We start from the raw sequence: 19,524 nt of genomic DNA on the forward strand, positions 1-19,524 counted from the left end.
CTTTGTTACCTGCGCTTAAAAATTCCCTGTTTAAACTCCGTGCAGCGCAAGCTCCAGACTTGCATGCATAACAACAAGAAAAGGTACTCAGATGAACGCGATTAATCGCCTCGCCGTCGCTATTTCCATTGCCTCGTTGTTTCCCCTCAGTGCATTTGCCGCCGACTCGAAAGGGACGGTTGAAGTTGTGCATTGGTGGACCTCGGGCGGTGAAAAAGCGGCTGTAGATGTCCTGAAGGCCCAAGTTGAAAAAGACGGCTTCACCTGGAAAGACGGTGCTGTCGCAGGTGGCGGTGGCGCCACGGCCATGACCGTGCTGAAAAGCCGCGCGGTCGCCGGCAACCCACCCGGCGTAGCCCAGATCAAAGGCCCGGACATCCAGGAATGGGCATCCACCGGCTTGCTCGACACCGACGTCCTCAAAGACGTGGCCAAAGAAGAAAAATGGGACTCCCTGCTCGACAAGAAAGTCTCCGATACCGTGAAGTACGACGGTGACTACGTTGCCGTTCCGGTGAATATCCACCGCGTGAACTGGCTGTGGATCAACCCGGAAGTCTTCAAGAAAGCCGGTATCACCAAGAACCCGACCACCCTCGAAGAATTCTACGCCGCCGGCGACAAGCTCAAGGCCGCTGGCTTCATCGCGCTCGCCCATGGTGGCCAGCCTTGGCAGGACAGCACCGTGTTCGAAGCGGTCGTTCTGTCGGTGATGGGCGCCGATGGCTACAAGAAAGCCCTGGTTGACCTGGACAACGGCGCGCTGACTGGCCCGCAAATGGTCAAGGCGCTGACCGAGCTGAAGAAAGTCGCGACCTACATGGACGTCGACGGCAAAGGCCAGGACTGGAACCTCGAAGCCGGCAAAGTCATCAACGGCAAGGCCGGTATGCAGATCATGGGTGACTGGGCCAAGTCCGAGTGGACCGCCGCGAAGAAAGTCGCCGGCAAAGACTACGAGTGCGTAGCCTTCCCGGGCACCGACAAAGCCTTCACCTACAACATCGACTCCCTGGCGGTGTTCAAGCAGAAAGACAAAGGCACTGCAGCCGGTCAGCAGGACATCGCCAGAGTCGTGCTGGGTGAAAACTTCCAGAAAGTGTTCAGCATCAACAAGGGTTCGATCCCTGTGCGCAACGACATGCTGAACAAAATGGAATCCTACGGTTTCGACTCCTGCGCCCAGACCGCAGCCAAAGACTTCCTGGCTGACGCCAAGAGCGGCGGCCTGCAGCCAAGCATGGCGCACAACATGGCCACCACGCTGGCCGTGCAAGGTGCGTTCTTTGACGTCGTGACCAACTACATCAACGACCCGAAAGCCGATCCGGCCGACACCGCCAAGAAACTCGGCGCTGCGATCAAGTCGGCCAAGTAACGGTTGACCGGATGGGGGAGCCCTGGCCCCCATCCGGTACGTTCCTGTAGTCCTTTTCCTCTGTATTGGATTTTCCCATGAGTTCTGTTGCTGTGTTCAGCAAAGCCTCGCCGTTCGATGCCCTGCAGCGCTGGCTACCCAAACTGGTGCTGGCGCCAAGCATGTTCATCGTGTTGGTGGGCTTCTACGGTTACATCCTGTGGACGTTTGTGCTGTCGTTCACCACGTCGACGTTCCTGCCGAGCTACAAATGGGCGGGCCTTGCGCAGTACGAGCGGTTGTTCGACAACGATCGCTGGTGGGTCGCGAGCAAGAACCTGGCGCTGTTCGGCGGGATGTTCATCGGTATCACCTTGGTGATCGGTGTGACGCTGGCGATTTTCCTCGACCAGAAAATCCGTCGTGAAGGCTTTATCCGCACCATTTACCTGTACCCGATGGCGCTCTCGATGATCGTCACCGGTACGGCCTGGAAATGGCTGCTCAACCCGGGCATGGGCCTGGACAAACTTCTGCGGGACTGGGGCTGGGAAGGCTTCCGTCTCGACTGGCTGATCGACCCGGACCGCGTGGTCTACTGCCTGGTGATCGCTGCCGTGTGGCAAGCCTCCGGTTTCATCATGGCGATGTTCCTGGCCGGCCTGCGTGGCGTCGATCAATCGATCATCCGTGCCGCGCAGATCGACGGTGCAAGCCTGCCGCGCATCTACTGGAGCGTGGTGCTGCCGAGCCTGCGTCCGGTGTTCTTCAGTGCGGTGATGATCCTGGCGCACATCGCGATCAAGAGTTTCGACCTGGTGGCGGCGATGACCGCAGGCGGACCGGGCTACTCGTCCGACCTGCCGGCGATGTTCATGTACTCGTTCACCTTCAGTCGCGGCCAGATGGGCATGGGTTCGGCCAGTGCAATCCTGATGCTCGGTGCGATCCTCGCGATCATCGTGCCGTACCTGTACTCCGAGCTGAGGACCAAGCGTAATGACTAGTCTTGCCGCAAAACCTGCCATCAGCCTGAGCCGCATCGCGATCTACGCGGTGCTGATCTTAGCGGTGCTGCTGTACCTGGTGCCGCTGGTGGTGATGTTGCTCACCAGCTTCAAGACCCCGGAAGACATCAGCACCGGCAACCTGTTGAGCTGGCCGACCGTGGTCACCGGCATCGGCTGGGTCAAGGCCTGGGCCACGGTGGATGGCTACTTCTGGAACTCGATCAAGATCACCGTGCCGGCTGTGCTGATTTCCACCGCCATCGGTGCGTTGAACGGCTATGTGCTGTCGTTCTGGCGCTTCCGTGGTTCGCAGTTGTTCTTCGGCCTGTTGCTGTTCGGCTGCTTCCTGCCGTTCCAGACCGTGCTGCTGCCCGCGTCGTTCACCCTCGGCAAGATGGGCCTGGCCAGCACCACCACCGGCCTGGTGTTTATCCATGTGGTCTACGGCCTGGCGTTCACTACGCTGTTTTTCCGTAACTACTACGTGAGCATTCCGGATGCGTTGATCAAGGCGGCGCGCCTGGACGGTGCAGGTTTCTTCACCATCTTCCGTCTGATCATCCTGCCGATGTCGACCCCGATCATCATGGTCTGCCTGATCTGGCAGTTCACTCAGATCTGGAACGACTTCCTGTTCGGCGTGGTGTTCTCCAGCGGCGACTCGCAGCCCATCACGGTGGCGCTGAACAACCTGGTCAACACCAGCACCGGGGCCAAGGAATATAACGTGGATATGGCGGCGGCGATGATCGCCGGGCTGCCGACCCTGCTGGTCTATGTGATCGCAGGCAAGTATTTCGTGCGCGGCCTCACGGCCGGCGCGGTCAAGGGGTAATCATGGCTACGCTTGAACTTCGCAATGTAAACAAGACCTATGGCGCCGGCCTGCCCGACACCTTGAAGAACATCGAACTGTCGATCAAGGAAGGCGAGTTCCTGATCCTGGTCGGCCCGTCGGGGTGCGGCAAGTCCACGCTGATGAACTGCATCGCGGGCCTTGAGACCATCACCGGCGGCGCGATCATGATCGGCGACCAGGACGTCAGCGGCATGAGCCCCAAGGATCGCGACATCGCCATGGTGTTCCAGTCCTACGCGCTGTATCCGACCATGAGCGTGCGTGAAAACATCGAGTTCGGCCTGAAGATTCGCAAGATGCCCCAGGCCGATATCGACGCCGAAGTGGCGCGGGTGGCCAAGCTGCTGCAGATCGAACACCTGCTCAACCGCAAGCCGGGCCAACTCTCCGGCGGCCAGCAACAGCGCGTGGCCATGGGCCGGGCCCTGGCGCGTCGGCCGAAGATCTACCTGTTCGACGAACCGCTGTCCAACCTCGACGCCAAGCTGCGCGTCGAGATGCGTACCGAAATGAAGCTGATGCACCAGCGTCTGAAAACCACCACCGTCTACGTCACCCACGACCAGATCGAAGCGATGACCCTGGGCGACAAAGTGGCGGTGATGAAGGACGGCATCATCCAGCAGTTCGGCACGCCGAAAGAGATCTACAACGATCCGGCCAACCTGTTCGTGGCGAGCTTTATCGGTTCGCCGCCGATGAACTTCATTCCCCTGCGCCTGCAGCGCAAGGACGGCGGCCTGGTAGCGCTGCTCGACAGCGGCCAGGCGCGTTGCGAGCTGCCGCTGAGCATGAGCAACGCCGGCCTGGAAGACCGTGACGTGATCCTCGGCCTGCGCCCGGAGCAAATCGTGCTGGCGACGGGGGAGGGCAACGGTGCGTCGAGTATTCGTGCCGAAGTCCAGGTCACCGAGCCGACCGGCCCGGACACCCTGGTGTTCGTGCAGCTCAATGACACCAAGGTCTGCTGCCGCCTAGCACCCGATGTGGCGCCGCAGGTGGGCGAGACCCTGACCCTGCAATTCGATCCGGCCAAAGTGTTGCTGTTCGACGCCAAGACCGGCGAGCGCCTGGGCACCGCTGCGTCGCTGCTGGCACAGGATCGTGCCGACAACGTGGCCCAGTTCAAGGGTCGCTGAATTAGGTAAGTTGTTGTTTTTATTAAAAAAATGTAACCCGCGTTAGATAAAAACAGTTTAATAACAATAAAGACGAGGATGTAGGGATGAAAAAGCAACACAACAACACCCGGCTGATCTGCCAATTGTCAGCAGTGGCAGCCCTGGTCCTGTCCGCCAATGCGATGGCGGACGACGCGTTCAGCGCCGATTCCAAATGGATGACCGGCGATTGGGGCGGCGAGCGGACCAAGCTGATCGAGCAAGGTATCGATATCAAGGCTGACTACGTCGGCGAAGTCGGTGGCAACCTGAGCGGTGGCTACAACAACGACAAAACGGCGCGTTACGCTGACCAGTTCGGTCTGGGCGTGGCATTGGATCTGCAAAAGTTGTGGGGCTGGGATAACACCCAGGCCAAGATCCAGCTGACCAACCGTAACGGCCAGAACATCTCCAACGACCGTATCGGTGATCCGCGTGCCGGCACCTTGAGCTCGTCTCAAGAAGTGTACGGCCGTGGCCACATGGTGCGTCTGACCCAGTTCTGGATTCAGCACCAGATGTTCGACAACAAGCTGGACGTGAAGCTCGGTTACTTCGGTGAAGGCGAAGACTTCAACACCTTCCCGTGCGACTTCCAGAACCTGTCGTTCTGCGGCTCTCAGGTCGGTAACTACGTCAGCACCTGGTACAACTGGCCGGTCGCCCAGGCCGCGATCCGCGTGAAGTACCACATCACACCTGAGCTGTATGCGCAGATCGGTGCGTACAACCAGAACCCGTCGCAGTTGGAGCACGGCAACGGCTTCAAACTCAGCGGCAGTGGCACCAAGGGCACCGTGATCCCGGTGGAATTGGTCTGGTCGCCGAAGGTCAATAACCTGCCGGGCGAATACCGTGTGGGTTACTACAAGAGCGCCGCCGATGCCAGCGACGTCCGTGAAGACGTCAACGGCAACGATGCTGCCACCACCGGCGCGGCCTACCGTACCCACAGCAGCAAAAAAGGCTATTGGTTCGTTGCGCAACAGCAACTCACTACCCATAACGGCGACGCGTCCCGTGGTCTTAACATTGCGGCCAACGCTACGTTCCACGACAAGGACACCAACACCGTCGATAACTACCAGTCGATCATGTTGGTGTACAAAGGGCCTTTCGATGCGCGTCCAAAAGACGACGTGGGGATTGGCGCTGCTCGTCTGCACGTTAACGACGACGTGAAGAAAAACGCCGAGCTGCTCAACGTTGCCAATGGCGTGAGCGACTACGACAACCCACTGTACGCGCCGCTGCGCAGCACCGAGTACAACTACGAAATCAACTACGGTTTCCACGTCACCAACTGGCTGACCGTGCGTCCCAACCTGCAATACGTCGTCCACCCGGGCGGCGTGGATAAAGTCGACAACGCGCTGGTGGCCGGTCTGAAAATTCAGTCGGTGTTCTAACGCTGTTGCGATAAGCTCCTTCTCTCTGTGCGCATTTGCGGGTAGCCATGGCTATCCGCTTTTTTTTGGATTGCACTGTGAAGATATTCAGGACCGTGGCACATGCATGAGCATCCGCTGCAACGCTTTTTCAAATCCCTGCGCGAGCGTCCGGTGTTCGCCTGGGAGCGCTTCCAGACGCGCGATGTGTTGGTGATCGACCATCCGTTGTGCCAGGCGGTATTCAGCCGCCAGGGCGCGCAATTGCTGCATTTTCAGCCCCGTGGGCAGAAACCCTGGTTGTGGTGCGCAGCCAAGTGGCCACAAGTCGGTGCCATTCGCGGCGGCGTGCCGGTGTGCTGGCCGTGGTATGGCCGGCATCCCAGCGAAAATGCGTGGCCGTCCCATGGCTGGGCGCGGCTGATCGATTGGAAACTGCTCGACAGCAACACCGACGACGACGGCGTGCGCCTGCACTGGCAGTTGCAGTTGTGCGACTGGCAGGTGGACTTGCACGCGCACCTGGGCGAAACCCTGGAGTTGCGCTTGTGTACCGAGCATCAGGATGAGCTGCCGTGCCAACTGAGCCATGCGTTGCACGCTTACTGGCGGATTGGCAATGTCGGTGAGATAGCGCTGTCTGGGCTCGACGGGGCGCAAGGTTATGACCAGCTCAATCGCCAGGCTTGCCAGCAGGAAGGCGAGTTGCGCGTGGAAGGCGGGTGTCAGCGCGTGTTCCAGCATGAGGGCGAGCTACACCTCAAGGACCACGCTTGGCAGCGCGAATTGTGCATCGACACCGGCGACAGCGCCGACACCGTGGTGTGGCACCCGGGCAGCCGGCCGTTGCTGGGGGTGAGCTTCAACGAGGCCTTGGGGTTTGTATGCGTCGAGTCGGCGATGGCCGGGGCCAGCCTGGCGCCGGGGGAGCGGGCGCATCTGAGTTTGCAGGCCAGGGCTGGGGTTTAGCGCTGTTGCTGATACCGTCTTCGCGAGCAAGCCCGTTCCCGCATTTGAAGCGTATTCCAAGGTAGGACTCGTCAAAATGTGGGAGCGGGCTGGCTCGCGAAGAGGCCGGGACTGCTGGAGGCATTGTCTGCCTCAGTTGAACTCGTCGCCAACCGGATACCGGCTGTCATTCAAGCTCTCTTTGATCTTGCGCAGGTGCGGCTGGAAGTCCACGCCACGGCGCAAGGTCATGCCGGTTGCCAGTACATCCAGCACCGTCAGTTGGATGATCCGCGAGGTCATCGGCATATAGATGTCGGTGTCTTCCGGCAGCGGAATGTTCAGGCTCACGGTGCTGACCTTGGCCAGCGGCGAGTTCTCGGCGGTCACACCCAGCACCGATGCGCCGTTTTCCCGGGCAATACGCGCCACTTCCACCAGCTCGCGGGTACGCCCGGTGTAGGAGATGATCACGAACAGCTCGCCGGTGTGCGCCACCGAAGCAATCATGCGCTGCATCAGCACGTCGGCATGGGCGGTCACTGACAGGTTGAAGCGGAAAAACTTGTGCAACGCATCCATGGCCACCGGGGCGGACGCGCCGAGGCCGAAGAAGTGGATCTGGCGCGCCTGGATCAACAGGTCCACGGCCTTGCTGATCAGGTTCGGGTCGAGGGCCTGGCAGGCGCTGTCCAGAGAGGCAATGGCGCTGCCAAAGATCTTCTGGGTGTAGGCCTCGGGGTCATCATCGGCCTCCACCGCACGGCTGACATACGCCGCGCCGCTGGCCAGGCTTTGCGCCAGTTGCAATTTGAGTTCAGGGTAACCGCTGACGCCGAACGAACGGCAGAAACGGTTGACCGTCGGTTCACTGACCGAGGCGGCTTGGGCGAGGGCTGCGATCGAGAAGCGGGTCGCCTGCTGTGGGTTGAGCAGGATGACCTCGGCGACTTTTTTCTCGGCCTTGTTCAATTCTTCGAGGCGGTTCCGGATCTGTTCCAGAAGATTTCGCACGCGGTCCATACAGTGTTTCCTTGGGGCGACGATGCAAATAAAGGGTGGTCACCAATCGACGAGTGGCCCTTTGCGGTGGCCTATCCTACTTAGGGTAGCTGAACACCACCACTCGGAATGCGTATTTCGGGAAAATGTTGTGGTTATTACTACATTTTTCCTTGAGTGATGCCTTGAAAAAAGGTATTTGTAGCTTAACTTGATAAAAGAACAAACATCATGCCTTCGATAACGGTAGAACCCTGCACCTTTGCCCTGTTTGGCGCGTTGGGTGATCTGGCGCTGCGCAAGTTATTTCCTGCCCTCTATCAACTCGATGGTGCCGGGCTCTTGCACGACGACACGCGCATCCTGGCCCTGGCCCGCGAAGCCGGTTCCGAGCAACAGCACCTGGCGCATATTGAAACAGAACTGCGCAAATACGTCGGCAAGGAACTGGACGAAGCCATCGCCCAGCGTTTCCTGGCGCGCCTGACGTATGTTCACGTCGATTTCATGAACGCCGATGACTACGTGGTCCTGGCTGAAAAAGCCGGCACCGGGCAGCGCCTGATCGCCTACTTCGCCACGCCTGCGGCGGTGTACGGGGCGATCTGCGAAAACCTGTCCAAGGTCGGCCTGGCGGACAATACCCGCGTGGTGCTGGAAAAACCCATCGGCTCGGACCTGGAATCTTCGCGCAAGGTCAACGACGCTGTCGCACAGTTTTTCCCGGAAAACCGCACGTACCGCATCGACCATTATCTGGGCAAAGAAACCGTTCAGAACCTGATCGCCCTGCGTTTCGCCAACAGCCTGTTCGAGACCCAGTGGAACCAGAACTACATTTCCCACGTGGAAATCACCGTGGCCGAGCAGGTCGGCATCGAAGGCCGCTGGGGTTACTTCGACAAGGCCGGGCAACTGCGGGACATGATCCAGAATCACCTGCTGCAGCTGCTGTGCCTGATCGCCATGGACCCGCCGGCCGACCTGTCCGCCGACAGCATCCGTGACGAGAAGGTCAAGGTGCTCAAGGCCCTGGCGCCGATCAGCCCGGACGGCCTGACCACCCAGGTGGTACGCGGCCAGTACATTGCCGGCTACAGCGCCGGCAAGCCGGTGCCGGGTTACCTGGAAGAAGAGAATTCCAACACCCAGAGCGATACCGAAACCTTCGTCGCCCTGCGCGCCGATATCCGCAACTGGCGCTGGGCCGGGGTGCCGTTCTACCTGCGCACCGGCAAGCGCATGCCGCAAAAGCTGTCGCAGATCGTCATCCACTTCAAGGAACCGTCCCACTACATCTTCGCCCCCGAGCAGCGCTTGCAGATCAGCAACAAACTGATCATCCGCCTGCAACCGGACGAAGGTATTTCCTTGCGCGTGATGACCAAGGAGCAGGGCCTGGACAAGGGCATGCAACTGCGCAGCGGTCCGCTGCAACTGAATTTTTCCGACACCTATCGCAGCGCGCGGATTCCCGATGCCTACGAGCGGTTGTTGCTGGAAGTAATGCGCGGCAATCAGAATCTGTTTGTTCGCAAAGATGAAATCGAAGCCGCGTGGAAGTGGTGTGACCAGTTGATCGCCGGGTGGAAAAAATCCGGTGATGCGCCCAAGCCGTATGCGGCGGGTTCCTGGGGGCCGATGAGCTCGATTGCACTGATCACGCGGGATGGGAGGTCGTGGTATGGCGATATCTGAATTGAAACTGCCTCAGGGCGTCACTGCCCATGAGTACCGTTCGCCGGCGTTGCTGGCCGATGGCCTGGCCAACGACGTGGCCGAACAACTGCGCGCGGCCATCAGTGCCCGTGGCGAAGCGACCCTGGTGGTGTCCGGCGGCCGCAGCCCCGTGGCGTTTTTCCAGAACCTGGCCAAGCAGGGTCTGGACTGGTCCAAGGTCACCGTCAGCCTGGCCGATGAGCGCTGGGTGCCGGTGGAGCACGCCGACAGCAATGCCGGCCTGTTGAAGAAGTACCTGTTGCAAGGCCCGGCAGCCAAGGCCAAGTTCCTCAGCCTGTACAGCGCCGCCGCCAATCTTGAAGACGCCGCCGAGCAGGCCGATCGCCTGCTGGCCGAACTGCCAGCCATTGATGTGCTGGTGCTGGGCATGGGCGACGACGGCCACACCGCGTCATTGTTCCCCAACAGTCCGAACCTGAGCGAAGCTCTGCAGGCCGACGGTACCCGCCGTTGCTGGCCGATGCTCGCGCCGACCGTGCCACGCCAGCGCCTGACCATGAGTCGCGCGCTGCTGGCTACGGCGAACTACACCGTACTGTCGATTTCCGGCAGTTCGAAATTGACCACGTTGAGCGCCGCGCTGGCCAGCAACGACGTTGCTGCCATGCCGATTCGCGCATTTTTGCAACCTACATTAGAGATTTACTGGTGCCCATGAGCCAAGGATCAGCCGCTATGAAAAGCCCTCAATCGACCGTGTCCATGGCGGATAAAGTTGCCCTGATCGACAGCCTCTGCGCCAAGGCGCGGATCCTGCCGGTGATCACCATCGCCCGTGAACAAGACATCCTGCCACTGGCCGACGCCCTGGCAGCCGGTGGTTTGACCGCATTGGAAGTGACCCTGCGTTCCGAGTTCGGCCTCAAGGCCATTCAGGTCCTGCGCGAGCAACGCCCGGAGTTGTGTACCGGCGCCGGTACCGTGCTCGATCGGCATATGCTCGAAGCCGCGGAGGTTGCCGGCTCGCAATTTATCGTCACCCCCGGCATTACCCGCGACCTGCTTGAAGCTTCGGTCCACAGCCCGATCCCACTGCTGCCGGGCATCAGCAATGCCTCCGGAATCATGGAAGGCTATAGCCTGGGTTATCGCCGCTTCAAACTGTTCCCGGCCGAAGTCAGCGGCGGCGTCGCAGCCATCAAAGCCCTGGGCGGCCCGTTTGGCGAAGTGAAATTCTGCCCGACCGGCGGCGTCGGCCCGGCCAATATCAAGAGCTACATGGCGTTGAAAAACGTGATGTGCGTGGGCGGTAGCTGGATGCTCGACCCGGAATGGGTCAAGAACGGCGACTGGGCGCGTATCCAGGAAGTCACCGCCGAGGCACTGGCGCTGCTGGACTGAGCTGATTCATCGAATCGTTGTTGCTGTGCTTAACGGCATTTTTGCGGTGCGCTTGGTCGGCGGACCGCTTTTTTTTGCCTGCGCAAAACCTTGAGACCCACACATCTTCAAATGTGGAAGGGAGCAAGCCCCCTCCCACATTTTTCAGTCCGCGCTGAGTGCGGTGATGGCGTTGATCAGTGCATGGATGTCTGCGGTTGATGTCGCCAACCCCGGTGTCACCCGGATACAGGTGCCGAACGCCGCTCCACTGCGGGTAGTGGTAAACAGGTTGTAGTCCCTGAGCAGGCGGTCCGCCATTACCGGCTGATCCCGCCCGATGAACTTGAACGCCGTGATCCCGCAATACAGTCGCGGGTCATCCGAGGTCAGCACTTCAATCCCCGGTAATGGCCGCACCTGGCGTACCCACAGATCCCGCAGGTAATTCATCCGTGCGCCTTTGGCCGCGGCGCCCCCCAATGCGCGGTGTTCTTCGAACACCAGCGGCAAGGTCATCAGCGCCGGGAAGTTCGGCGTGCTGTAGGGCGTGCGGGCGCGCACGTCGGTGATGGGGTAATGGAACTCACCCATGTCCGGGTCGATGTCGGCCAGGCGCTCGGTGGCTATATATAGAAAACCCAGGGTCAGCGGTGCGCCAATCCATTTGTGCAGGTTGAAGCCGGCGAACGCGATACCCAGTTCAGCGAGGTTGAACTCGATCTGGCCAAGGGCGTGGGCGCCGTCGAGGATCACGTCGACAGCGTGTTCGCGAGCCGCTCTGGCAATGGCTTCGACCGGCATGACCAGGCCGGTGCGGTGGGTCACGTAGGTCAACGCCATCAGTTTCAGGCGAGGGTATTGGACGAAGGCATCGCGATAGCTCTGCAGCAAGCTATCGAAACTGGCCGGGTGGGCGTGGGAAATTTCGATCACTTCCACCCCTCGGTAGCCGGCCAACCAGCGCATGGCGGCCTTGACCGTGTCGTATTCCAGGTCGCTGATCAGCACTTGGTCGCCTGGTTGCAGGCGGTTGTAGTTGCGGATCAGCGACTGCAAGGCTTCGGTGGCGTTGCGGGTGAAGGCGACCGATTCGGGGTCGGCGTCGATCAGTTCGGCCAGTTGGCGGCGGATCTCGACGTTTTCGCCCTGCTCGAAACGCTGGCGCACATGCACCGCGTTACTGCGGTTGATAAACGCGACGTGCTCGAGGTACTGCGCTTGCACCACGCGGCTCATGCGCCCGAAGTAGCCGTTTTCCAGGTTGATCGGGCCTGGCTCCAGTGCATAGCGGTCGGCGATGGCCCGCCAGTGCGCTTCGTTGGCTGCATTGCATGGCATGGTGCGGGTTCCTAGTGACGAGGCGCGGGTTTGCCGTGTTTGGCGCGCAGTGGCTCCAGCAGTTCGGACAGGCCGTTGTGGTCGATTTCCTGCATCAAGGCCAGCAACCCGCCCAGCTCGCCGTGGGGGAAACCTTCGCGGGCGAACCAGTTCAGGTAGGGGCCGGGCAGGTCGGCGATGATCCGTCCCTTGTACTTGCCGAAGGGCATTTCGCGGGTGATCAGCAGTTCGAGTTTTTCGGGGTTCATGACGGCTCAGGCGTTTGCATCGAGGTCTTGGAAAATACAGGCATTCTGCATGAAGGCCAAATGACAGATCATGCAAATAACGCATGTACAGATCGTTCAATTATTTTTAACTTATTGAAATCTAAAGAAAAAGTTATTTTTTAAAACCTGGCACGGGCGCTGCAATCATTAATGCAACCTTTCTCAACCCACATAAGGAATTGAAAAATGACTGATATCAATAAAGAGTCCATCTCCGTATTGAACGACCTGATCGAAACCAGCATCGACGGTCAAAAAGGTTTCAAAGAGTGCGCTGACGACATCAAGCATCCCGAACTCAAAGCGCTGTTTGCCAAGCGCTCCGCAGACTGCGCCACTGCCGCCGCCGAGCTGAAAACCGCCGTGCGTGCCCTGGGTGGCGACCCGGAACAGTCCGGCAGCGTGGCCGGCGCCCTGCACCGTGGCTGGGTCGATGTGAAGTCGATGGTCACCGGCAAAGACGAAGAGGCTGTGTTGAACGAAGCCGAGCGCGGTGAAGACCACGCCCTCAAGGCTTACAAAGCAGCGATCGAGAAGATCACCCAGCACAACCTGGTGGGCATTCGTGACTTGGTTGAGCGCCAGTACCACGGCGTACAACGCAACCACGATCAGGTGAAAGCCTTGCGTAACCAGGCTCGCGCCCAGTCGTGAGTCGCCGCTGAATAAAAAATCCCCGCCGATGCGGGGATTTTTTATGGGAATTGATCAGCCGATGGTGATGGCTGGCAGTTCGGTCAATGTCACGACCTGTTGCTTGCGTGGCGCGAGGATTTCCGCTTCGCCATCCACCACCAGCTCATCGCGCTGATTGAACACGCGGGTGGCGATACGCACGCGGAACTTCGGCAGCTTTTCGAGGATTTCCAGACGCACGGTCAGGGTATCGCCGATTTTCACCGGTTTCTGGAAGCTCATCTGTTGGCCGATATAGATCGTGCCCGGCCCAGGCAGCTCACAGGCAACCGCCGCGCTGATCAGGGCGCCGCTGAACATGCCGTGGGCGATTCGCTCCTTGAACATGGTCGCCTTGGCAAATTCCGCATCCAGGTGTACCGGGTTGTGGTCGCCGGACATCGCGGCGAACAGTTGGATGTCACGCTCTTCGACGGTCTTGCTGTAGCTGGCGGTCTGGCCGACTTCGAGGGCTTCGTATGGGGTGTTGGTTACCTGGGTCATCTAAAGGTGCATCCTGTGGCTAATCGATAATTTAATTGGCTGATTTTAAACGAAAAATTATTCGCAGCGAGTCGGCCTGCGCGAGGTCAGGGCCTGGTCGAGCCACGTCAGCACATCCGCAGTGACTTCGTCGCGGTTGGTTTCGTTGAACAGTTCGTGACGCGCCTGCGGGTAGATATTCAGTTGCAGGTTCTGGCAGCCGGCCTCACGCAGGGCATGGGCCAGTCTTTTCAGACGCTTGCCTTCACTCACCGGATCACATTCGCCGCCGATCACCAGGATCGGCAAGCCCGGATCGATCTGCGCGAGATTGGACGCTTTGCTGATTTGCTGCAAGCCGCCCAGCAGGTCGATCCACAGTTGGTTGGTGCAGCGGAACCCGCAAAGCGGGTCGTGGCGGTAGCGGTCGACTTCGTCCGGGTCACGGCTGAGCCAGTCGAAAGCCGTGCGGTTGGGCTTGAACGCTTTGTTGAACGAGCCGAACGACAGGAACTCGATCAGCGCACTGCGGCCGCGCAAGCCCTGGCGCAGGCGTTCGGCACGGGCGATCAGCCGCGCGGCGCGGTACAGCGCCACCGGCTGGAAATTCGAACCGCTGAGAATCGCCCCATGCAGGCTGGCGCTGTGGTGCAGCAGGTAAGCCTGGGCGATATAGCTGCCCATGCTGTGGCCCAGCAAAATGATCGGCACTCCCGGCAACTGCTGGCCGATGTGCTGGTTGAGGCTGGCCAGGTCGCCCACCACCTTGTTCCAGCCGTCCCGCTCGGCGAACAGGCCCAGGGTGCCCTCGTCGGCGGTGCGACCGTGGCCGCGCTGGTCCAGGGCAACCACCCCGTAGCCCGCCCCACATAACGCTTGGGCCAGGCGCGCATAGCGACCGCCATGCTCGGCCATGCCGTGGGACACCATGATCAACGCCTTCGGCGGCGTGTCCGGCAGCCATTGATTGACGTACAGGCGGCTGTGGTCATTCGCGGTCAGCCAGAAGGTGGTGTGGTTCATGGCGCTTCCTTTGCTCGGGGTCATTGCAGTGTATAGCCCATCCTCGGCCAAGCGGCTGATCAGTACAGACCCTTGTAGGAAGATTCACGCTATCAATGACGCTATTGCCCGTATTTGCCTGTTTGGCCATAGCTGCTAACGTCCCCGAAGCTCCGCTTTTTATAGCAGCAGAAAAGCGGCCAGGCACATTCAGGTAAGAGGACAAGAATAATGCAACCTGATTTCTGGAATGACAAACGCGCGGCGGGCGTTCCCAACGAGATCGATCTGACCGCCTACAAGTCGGTGATCGAAGTCTTCGAGCGTTCCTGCAAGGCCTTTGCCGACCGCCCGGCGTTCAGCAACATGGGCGTCACCCTGACCTACGCCGAGCTTGAGCGCCAGAGTGCGGCGTTCGCCGGCTACCTGCAGCAGCACACCGACCTCAAGCCGGGCGATCGCATCGCGGTGCAGATGCCCAACGTGCTGCATTACCCGGTGGCGGTGTTTGGTGCGCTGCGCGCCGGGCTGATCGTGGTCAACACCAACCCGCTGTACACCCCGCGCGAGATGCGTCATCAGTTCAAGGACGCCGGCGTGCGTGGCCTGATCTACCTCAACCTGTTTGGTTCGCGGGTGCAGGACGTCTGCACCGACACCGAGATCGACTACCTGATCGAAGCCAGGATGGGCGACTTCATGCCAGCGGCCAAGGGCTGGCTGGTCAACACCCTCGTCGACAAAGTGAAGAAAATGGTCCCGGCCTATCACTTGCCGCGCGCGGTGTCGTTCAAGCGCGCCTTGCGCATGGGGGCAGGGCAGGGCGTGACGCGCCACCCGGTGAGCCTCGATGACGTCGCGGTGCTGCAATACACCGGCGGCACCACCGGCCTGGCCAAGGGCGCAATGCTCACCCATGGCAACCTGGTGGCGAACATGCAGCAGGTGCGCGCCTGCATGTCGCAGACCGGCGAGGATGGCCACCCGCTGATCAAGGAAGGCCAGGAGGTGATGATCGCGCCGCTGCCGCTGTACCACATCTATGCGTTCACCGCGAACTGCATGTGCATGATGGTTTCCGGCAACCACAATGTGTTGATCACCAACCCGCGTGACATCGCGGGCTTTATCAAGGAGCTGAAAAACTGGCGCTTCACCGGCTTGCTCGGGCTCAACACGTTGTTTGTGGCGTTGATGGACCATCCCGACTTCAAGAGCCTGGACTTCTCCAGCCTTAAACTCACCAACTCCGGTGGCACGGCGCTGATCAAGGCCACCGCCGAACGTTGGGAGCAACTCACCGGTTGTGCGATCGGCGAAGGGTATGGCCTGACGGAAACGTCGCCGGTGGCCAGCACCAATCCGTATGGCAGTCAGTCACGCCTGGGCACCGTAGGCATCCCGGTGCCGGGGACGGCGATGAAGGTGATCGATGATGAAGGCGCCGAGCAGCCCCTGGGCGAACGCGGCGAGCTGTGCATCAAGGGCCCGCAGGTGATGAAGGGCTACTGGCAGCAGCCGGCCGCCACCGCCGAGGCGCTGGACGCCGAGGGGTGGCTCAAGACCGGCGATATTGCCGTGATCGACGAGGATGGGTTTGTACGCATCGTGGATCGCAAGAAGGATTTGATCATCGTCTCGGGTTTCAACGTTTACCCCAACGAGATCGAAGACGTGGTGATGGCTCACCCGGCGGTGGCCAACTGCGCGGTGATCGGCGTACCGGACGAGCGCACGGGGGAGGCGGTGAAGCTGTTTGTGGTGGCGCGTGCCGAAGGCGTGAGCCTTGAGGAGTTGAAGAACTACTGCAAGACCAACTTCACGGGGTACAAGGTGCCCAAGCACATCGTGTTGCGTGAGTCGTTGCCGATGACGCCGGTGGGCAAGATCCTGCGGCGTGAGTTGCGCGACATCGCCTGATGTGAAATGCAGTCGACAATGGGGGAGGGGGCTTGCCCCGATGGCAGTGGATCAGTCACCAAATGTGTTGGCTGATTCACTGCTATCGGGGGCAAGCCCCCTCCCACATTTGTCTGTGTTTATCCCGTTAAGCCCTGTTCTAGAGCCATTTTCAAGCGTATAGAATTTTTGCTCTAAAAATGACTATTAGTTATTCATGAGTCATGTTTATGACTGTAGGGCCCTCTTTTGGCTCTAGTCGGCCCTTGGCAAAGCTGCTACTCTCGGCGCGCTTTGTGACCTCTCGGCCTGCTTAAACGCGCCAGACTCACCTAAAAAACATACACCAATAATAATCGCATCAAATGCGATGATGAATTCGCGTCGCTGAGGAGTGGGCTTCCATGAACGTAGACTTTTGGAAGGATAAGTACCCCGCCGGGATTGCTGCAGACATCAATCCAGACGAGTATCCAAATATTCAGGCGGTACTGAAACAGTCCTGCCAGCGCTTCGCCAACAAACCGGCTTTCAGCAACCTGGGCAAGACAATCACCTATGGTGAGTTGTACGAATTGTCCGGCGCTTTCGCCGCGTACCTGCAACAGCATACCGATTTGAAGCCTGGCGATCGAATCGCCGTGCAACTGCCCAACGTCCTGCAATACCCGGTCGCCGTGTTCGGTGCCATCCGTGCCGGCCTGATCGTGGTCAACACCAACCCGCTGTACACCGCGCGGGAAATGGAACACCAATTCAACGACTCCGGGGCCAAGGCCCTGGTCTGTCTGGCCAACATGGCGCACCTGGCTGAAAAAGTCGTGCCCAAGACTGCCGTCAAACATGTGATCGTCACCGAAGTCGCCGACCTGCTGCCGCCGCTCAAGCGCCTGCTGATCAACAGCGTCATCAAGTACGTGAAGAAAATGGTCCCGGCCTATCACTTGCCCAAGGCGATCAAGTTCAACGACGTGCTGGCCAAGGGGCACGGCCAACCGGTCAATGATGTCAGCCCGGCCAGCGGCGACGTGGCGGTGCTGCAATACACCGGCGGCACCACCGGCGTGGCCAAGGGCGCGATGCTGACCCACCGCAACCTGGTGGCGAACATGCTGCAGTGCAAGGCGCTGATGGGCTCCAACCTCAATGAAGGCTGCGAGATCCTGATCACTCCGCTGCCGCTGTACCACATCTATGCGTTCACCTTTCATTGCATGGCGATGATGTTGATCGGCAACCACAACATCCTGATCAGCAACCCGCGCGACCTGCCGGCGATGGTCAAGGAGCTGTCGAAGTGGAAGTTCAGCGGCTTTGTCGGCCTGAACACGCTGTTCGTGGCGCTGTGCAACAACGAAGGCTTCCGCAAGCTGGACTTCTCTGCGCTGAAAGTCACCCTGTCTGGCGGCATGGCCCTGCAACTGGCCGCAGCTGAGCGCTGGAAGGCCGTGACCGGCTGCGACATCTGCGAAGGCTACGGCATGACCGAGACGAGCCCGGTGGCGACGGTCAACCCGATCCAGAAGATCCAGATCGGCACTATCGGCATTCCGGTGCCGTCGACCTTGTGCAAAGTCATCACCGATGACGGCGTCGAGCTGGGCCTGGGCGAGGTCGGCGAGTTGTGCGTCAAAGGCCCGCAAGTCATGAAGGGCTACTGGCAGCGCGAAGACGCCACCGCCGAGATCCTCGACAGCGAAGGTTGGTTGAAGACCGGTGACATCGCGATCATCCAGCCGGACGGCTACATGCGGATTGTCGACCGTAAAAAAGACATGATTCTGGTCTCCGGTTTCAACGTCTACCCCAACGAACTCGAAGACGTGCTGGCGACCCTGCCGGGCGTGCTGCAGTGCGCGGCCATTGGTGTGCCGGACGAGAAGTCCGGGGAGCACATCAAGATCTTCATCGTGGTCAAGCCGGGCGCCACCCTGACCAAGGACCAGGTGATGGAGCATATGCGTGCCAACGTCACCGGCTACAAGGTGCCCAAGGCCGTGGAATTCCGCGATGCCTTGCCGACCACCAACGTGGGCAAGATCCTGCGTCGCGAATTGCGTGATGAAGAACTGAAGAAACTGGGCCTGAAAAAGTAAACCAGGCCTAAATGTGGGAGGGGGCTTGCTCCCGATGGCAGAGTGTCAGCCACTGCATCGAGTGACTGAACCACCGCTATCGGGAACAAGCCCCCTCTCACATTCTGACCGCGTTCCTACAGGGTGAATGGCGCGAAGCTGACGCCCGCACCGGCTGGGCGCACATCCTTGAGGAACGAGTCCTTGTCCGCGCTCAGCTCCAGGGTAATCTCTGGCTTGCGCTTGCCCGCATTGCGCACCACCAAGCCTTCGAGCTTTTCACGCAGGAACACCGTCGGCACCTTCAGGTGCAGCAACTGGTCAGTCTCGGCGTTGTGCAGCAACAAGTGAATCCACTCGTACTGGCCCACCGCGATCCGCGCCACCGGCAGGTCGAACCACCAGATGTTGCGTTTGCGGTCCAGGTCGGTGAAGTGGCAGTTGTTGACGCCGAGTACGGCACCGCCCAGTTCCTGGTTTCTGCGGGCGATGGCCTGTGCTTTATTGAGTTTCATAACCTTCCTACGGGATCTGTTATTCAGCGTTGTAGCCTGAATGTGCCGGGCATTCTCGTGGGTTGGCCGCAAAACATAAAGCCAAACCTGCTGCCGGCGATGAAATGCCCGCGTAAAAATAATTGAAACTCTGCCGAACAGCCTTGGGTCAATCTCTAGGTAATGACCAAAACCCCTCGATTGTTCCAGGAGAAATACCATGAGCAGCACATCGGATAAGGTAAAAGGCGTCGCCAACGAAGCAGTCGGCAACATCAAGCAAGGTGTCGGCAAAGTGACTGGCAACGACAAGCTGCGCGCTGAAGGGGTGGTCCAGGAAAAGAAAGGCGAAGTGCAGAAAGCCGTGGGTGATATCAAGGATGCGGTGAAGAAAGCGATCAAGTGACCCTGATTCGCCGGTTGGATTCACCCAGCCCGACGGCCATCCACGGATGGCCGTTTTTGTGTCACCTGAAGCGGTTAATCTTTCGAAATTGTT

19 protein-coding genes are annotated in these 19,524 nt (G+C 59.8%); 13 read left to right on the forward strand and 6 right to left on the reverse strand.

Features of this window, described 5'->3' with window-relative positions; all coding sequences use genetic code 11:
• The first annotated feature begins 91 nt into the window (after positions 1 to 91).
• The 6 genes from ACVWZP_RS27285 (at position 92) to ACVWZP_RS27310 (ending at position 6,746) form a co-directional block, all read left to right on the forward strand.
• Entirely contained in the window at positions 92 to 1,378 is a 1,287-nt protein-coding gene (locus tag ACVWZP_RS27285; protein ID WP_017847182.1) for an ABC transporter substrate-binding protein, read from the forward strand.
• Between the two features lie 77 nt (positions 1,379 to 1,455).
• A complete protein-coding gene (locus ACVWZP_RS27290; RefSeq protein ID WP_003175732.1) occupies positions 1,456 to 2,364 on the forward strand; it encodes a carbohydrate ABC transporter permease in 909 nt (302 codons plus the stop codon).
• Positions 2,357 to 3,202, forward strand: coding sequence for a carbohydrate ABC transporter permease (locus tag ACVWZP_RS27295; RefSeq protein WP_046382285.1), 846 nt, complete (start codon positions 2,357 to 2,359; stop codon positions 3,200 to 3,202). The genes ACVWZP_RS27290 and ACVWZP_RS27295 overlap by 8 nt, the downstream gene beginning before the upstream one ends.
• A gap of 2 nt (positions 3,203 to 3,204) precedes the next feature.
• Positions 3,205 to 4,365, forward strand: a complete 1,161-nt coding sequence (locus tag ACVWZP_RS27300) for an ABC transporter ATP-binding protein (RefSeq protein ID WP_457370282.1) — start codon at positions 3,205 to 3,207, stop codon at positions 4,363 to 4,365.
• An 86-nt stretch (positions 4,366 to 4,451) separates the two neighbouring features.
• The gene (locus tag ACVWZP_RS27305; RefSeq protein ID WP_017847186.1) at positions 4,452 to 5,798 is read left to right on the forward strand and encodes a carbohydrate porin; all 1,347 of its coding nucleotides are present in this window, start codon (positions 4,452 to 4,454) and stop codon (positions 5,796 to 5,798) included.
• Positions 5,799 to 5,900: 102 nt separating this feature from the next.
• On the forward strand, positions 5,901 to 6,746 hold the full coding sequence (locus ACVWZP_RS27310) for a D-hexose-6-phosphate mutarotase (RefSeq protein ID WP_457370283.1): 846 nt from the start codon (positions 5,901 to 5,903) through the stop codon (positions 6,744 to 6,746).
• 132 nt (positions 6,747 to 6,878) lie between these two features.
• Here the strand turns inward: ACVWZP_RS27310 and ACVWZP_RS27315 are convergent, their stop codons facing one another.
• Complete coding sequence (locus ACVWZP_RS27315; RefSeq protein WP_169850571.1) at positions 6,879 to 7,739, reverse strand: MurR/RpiR family transcriptional regulator; 861 nt, start codon at positions 7,737 to 7,739, stop codon at positions 6,879 to 6,881.
• A gap of 219 nt (positions 7,740 to 7,958) precedes the next feature.
• Here ACVWZP_RS27315 and zwf point away from each other — a divergent pair, with 219 nt between their 5' ends.
• Genes zwf through ACVWZP_RS27330 form a run of 3 tightly spaced genes read left to right on the forward strand, consistent with a single transcriptional unit; the run spans position 7,959 to position 10,808 of the window.
• Positions 7,959 to 9,425: a glucose-6-phosphate dehydrogenase gene (zwf, locus tag ACVWZP_RS27320; RefSeq protein WP_017847189.1), complete on the forward strand. Its 1,467-nt coding sequence runs from the start codon at positions 7,959 to 7,961 to the stop codon at positions 9,423 to 9,425.
• Positions 9,412 to 10,125, forward strand: a complete 714-nt coding sequence (gene pgl / locus ACVWZP_RS27325; RefSeq protein WP_126585422.1) for a 6-phosphogluconolactonase — start codon at positions 9,412 to 9,414, stop codon at positions 10,123 to 10,125. Before zwf ends, pgl begins: the two co-directional genes overlap by 14 nt.
• A gap of 17 nt (positions 10,126 to 10,142) precedes the next feature.
• Positions 10,143 to 10,808: a bifunctional 4-hydroxy-2-oxoglutarate aldolase/2-dehydro-3-deoxy-phosphogluconate aldolase gene (locus ACVWZP_RS27330; protein WP_017847191.1), complete on the forward strand. Its 666-nt coding sequence runs from the start codon at positions 10,143 to 10,145 to the stop codon at positions 10,806 to 10,808.
• Positions 10,809 to 10,952: 144 nt separating this feature from the next.
• On the opposite strand, the gene ACVWZP_RS27335 is transcribed toward ACVWZP_RS27330, so the two are convergent.
• Together ACVWZP_RS27335 and ACVWZP_RS27340 are read right to left on the reverse strand one after the other, a co-directional pair.
• Positions 10,953 to 12,128 (reverse strand): aminotransferase class V-fold PLP-dependent enzyme, encoded by a 1,176-nt coding sequence (locus ACVWZP_RS27335; RefSeq protein WP_288076523.1) that lies wholly within the window; start codon positions 12,126 to 12,128, stop codon positions 10,953 to 10,955.
• 11 nt (positions 12,129 to 12,139) lie between these two features.
• Entirely contained in the window at positions 12,140 to 12,376 is a 237-nt protein-coding gene (locus ACVWZP_RS27340) for a DUF3820 family protein (protein ID WP_003213031.1), read from the reverse strand.
• Positions 12,377 to 12,583: 207 nt separating this feature from the next.
• On the opposite strand from ACVWZP_RS27340, the gene ACVWZP_RS27345 reads away from it, so the two are divergent.
• Positions 12,584 to 13,051: a ferritin-like domain-containing protein gene (locus ACVWZP_RS27345; protein WP_017847193.1), complete on the forward strand. Its 468-nt coding sequence runs from the start codon at positions 12,584 to 12,586 to the stop codon at positions 13,049 to 13,051.
• Positions 13,052 to 13,105: 54 nt separating this feature from the next.
• Here ACVWZP_RS27345 and ACVWZP_RS27350 read toward each other — a convergent pair whose 3' ends face one another.
• Together ACVWZP_RS27350 and ACVWZP_RS27355 are read right to left on the reverse strand one after the other, a co-directional pair.
• On the reverse strand, positions 13,106 to 13,576 hold the full coding sequence (locus ACVWZP_RS27350) for a MaoC family dehydratase (protein ID WP_017847194.1): 471 nt from the start codon (positions 13,574 to 13,576) through the stop codon (positions 13,106 to 13,108).
• A gap of 57 nt (positions 13,577 to 13,633) precedes the next feature.
• Positions 13,634 to 14,578: an alpha/beta hydrolase gene (locus ACVWZP_RS27355; protein WP_046382289.1), complete on the reverse strand. Its 945-nt coding sequence runs from the start codon at positions 14,576 to 14,578 to the stop codon at positions 13,634 to 13,636.
• A gap of 210 nt (positions 14,579 to 14,788) precedes the next feature.
• Between ACVWZP_RS27355 and fadD2 the strand changes: the two genes are divergently transcribed.
• Both fadD2 and fadD1 read left to right on the forward strand, forming a co-directional pair.
• A complete protein-coding gene (fadD2, locus tag ACVWZP_RS27360) occupies positions 14,789 to 16,477 on the forward strand; it encodes a long-chain-fatty-acid--CoA ligase FadD2 (RefSeq protein ID WP_017847196.1) in 1,689 nt (562 codons plus the stop codon).
• Between the two features lie 383 nt (positions 16,478 to 16,860).
• On the forward strand, positions 16,861 to 18,552 hold the full coding sequence (gene fadD1 / locus ACVWZP_RS27365; protein ID WP_057004507.1) for a long-chain-fatty-acid--CoA ligase FadD1: 1,692 nt from the start codon (positions 16,861 to 16,863) through the stop codon (positions 18,550 to 18,552).
• A 116-nt stretch (positions 18,553 to 18,668) separates the two neighbouring features.
• Here fadD1 and ACVWZP_RS27370 read toward each other — a convergent pair whose 3' ends face one another.
• Positions 18,669 to 19,046 (reverse strand): hypothetical protein, encoded by a 378-nt coding sequence (locus ACVWZP_RS27370; protein WP_017847198.1) that lies wholly within the window; start codon positions 19,044 to 19,046, stop codon positions 18,669 to 18,671.
• Positions 19,047 to 19,245: 199 nt separating this feature from the next.
• On the opposite strand from ACVWZP_RS27370, the gene ACVWZP_RS27375 reads away from it, so the two are divergent.
• Positions 19,246 to 19,431, forward strand: coding sequence for a CsbD family protein (locus tag ACVWZP_RS27375; RefSeq protein ID WP_046382290.1), 186 nt, complete (start codon positions 19,246 to 19,248; stop codon positions 19,429 to 19,431).
• The last annotated feature ends 93 nt before the right edge of the window (positions 19,432 to 19,524 follow it).

The organism is Pseudomonas sp. TE36184, from assembly GCF_054060055.1.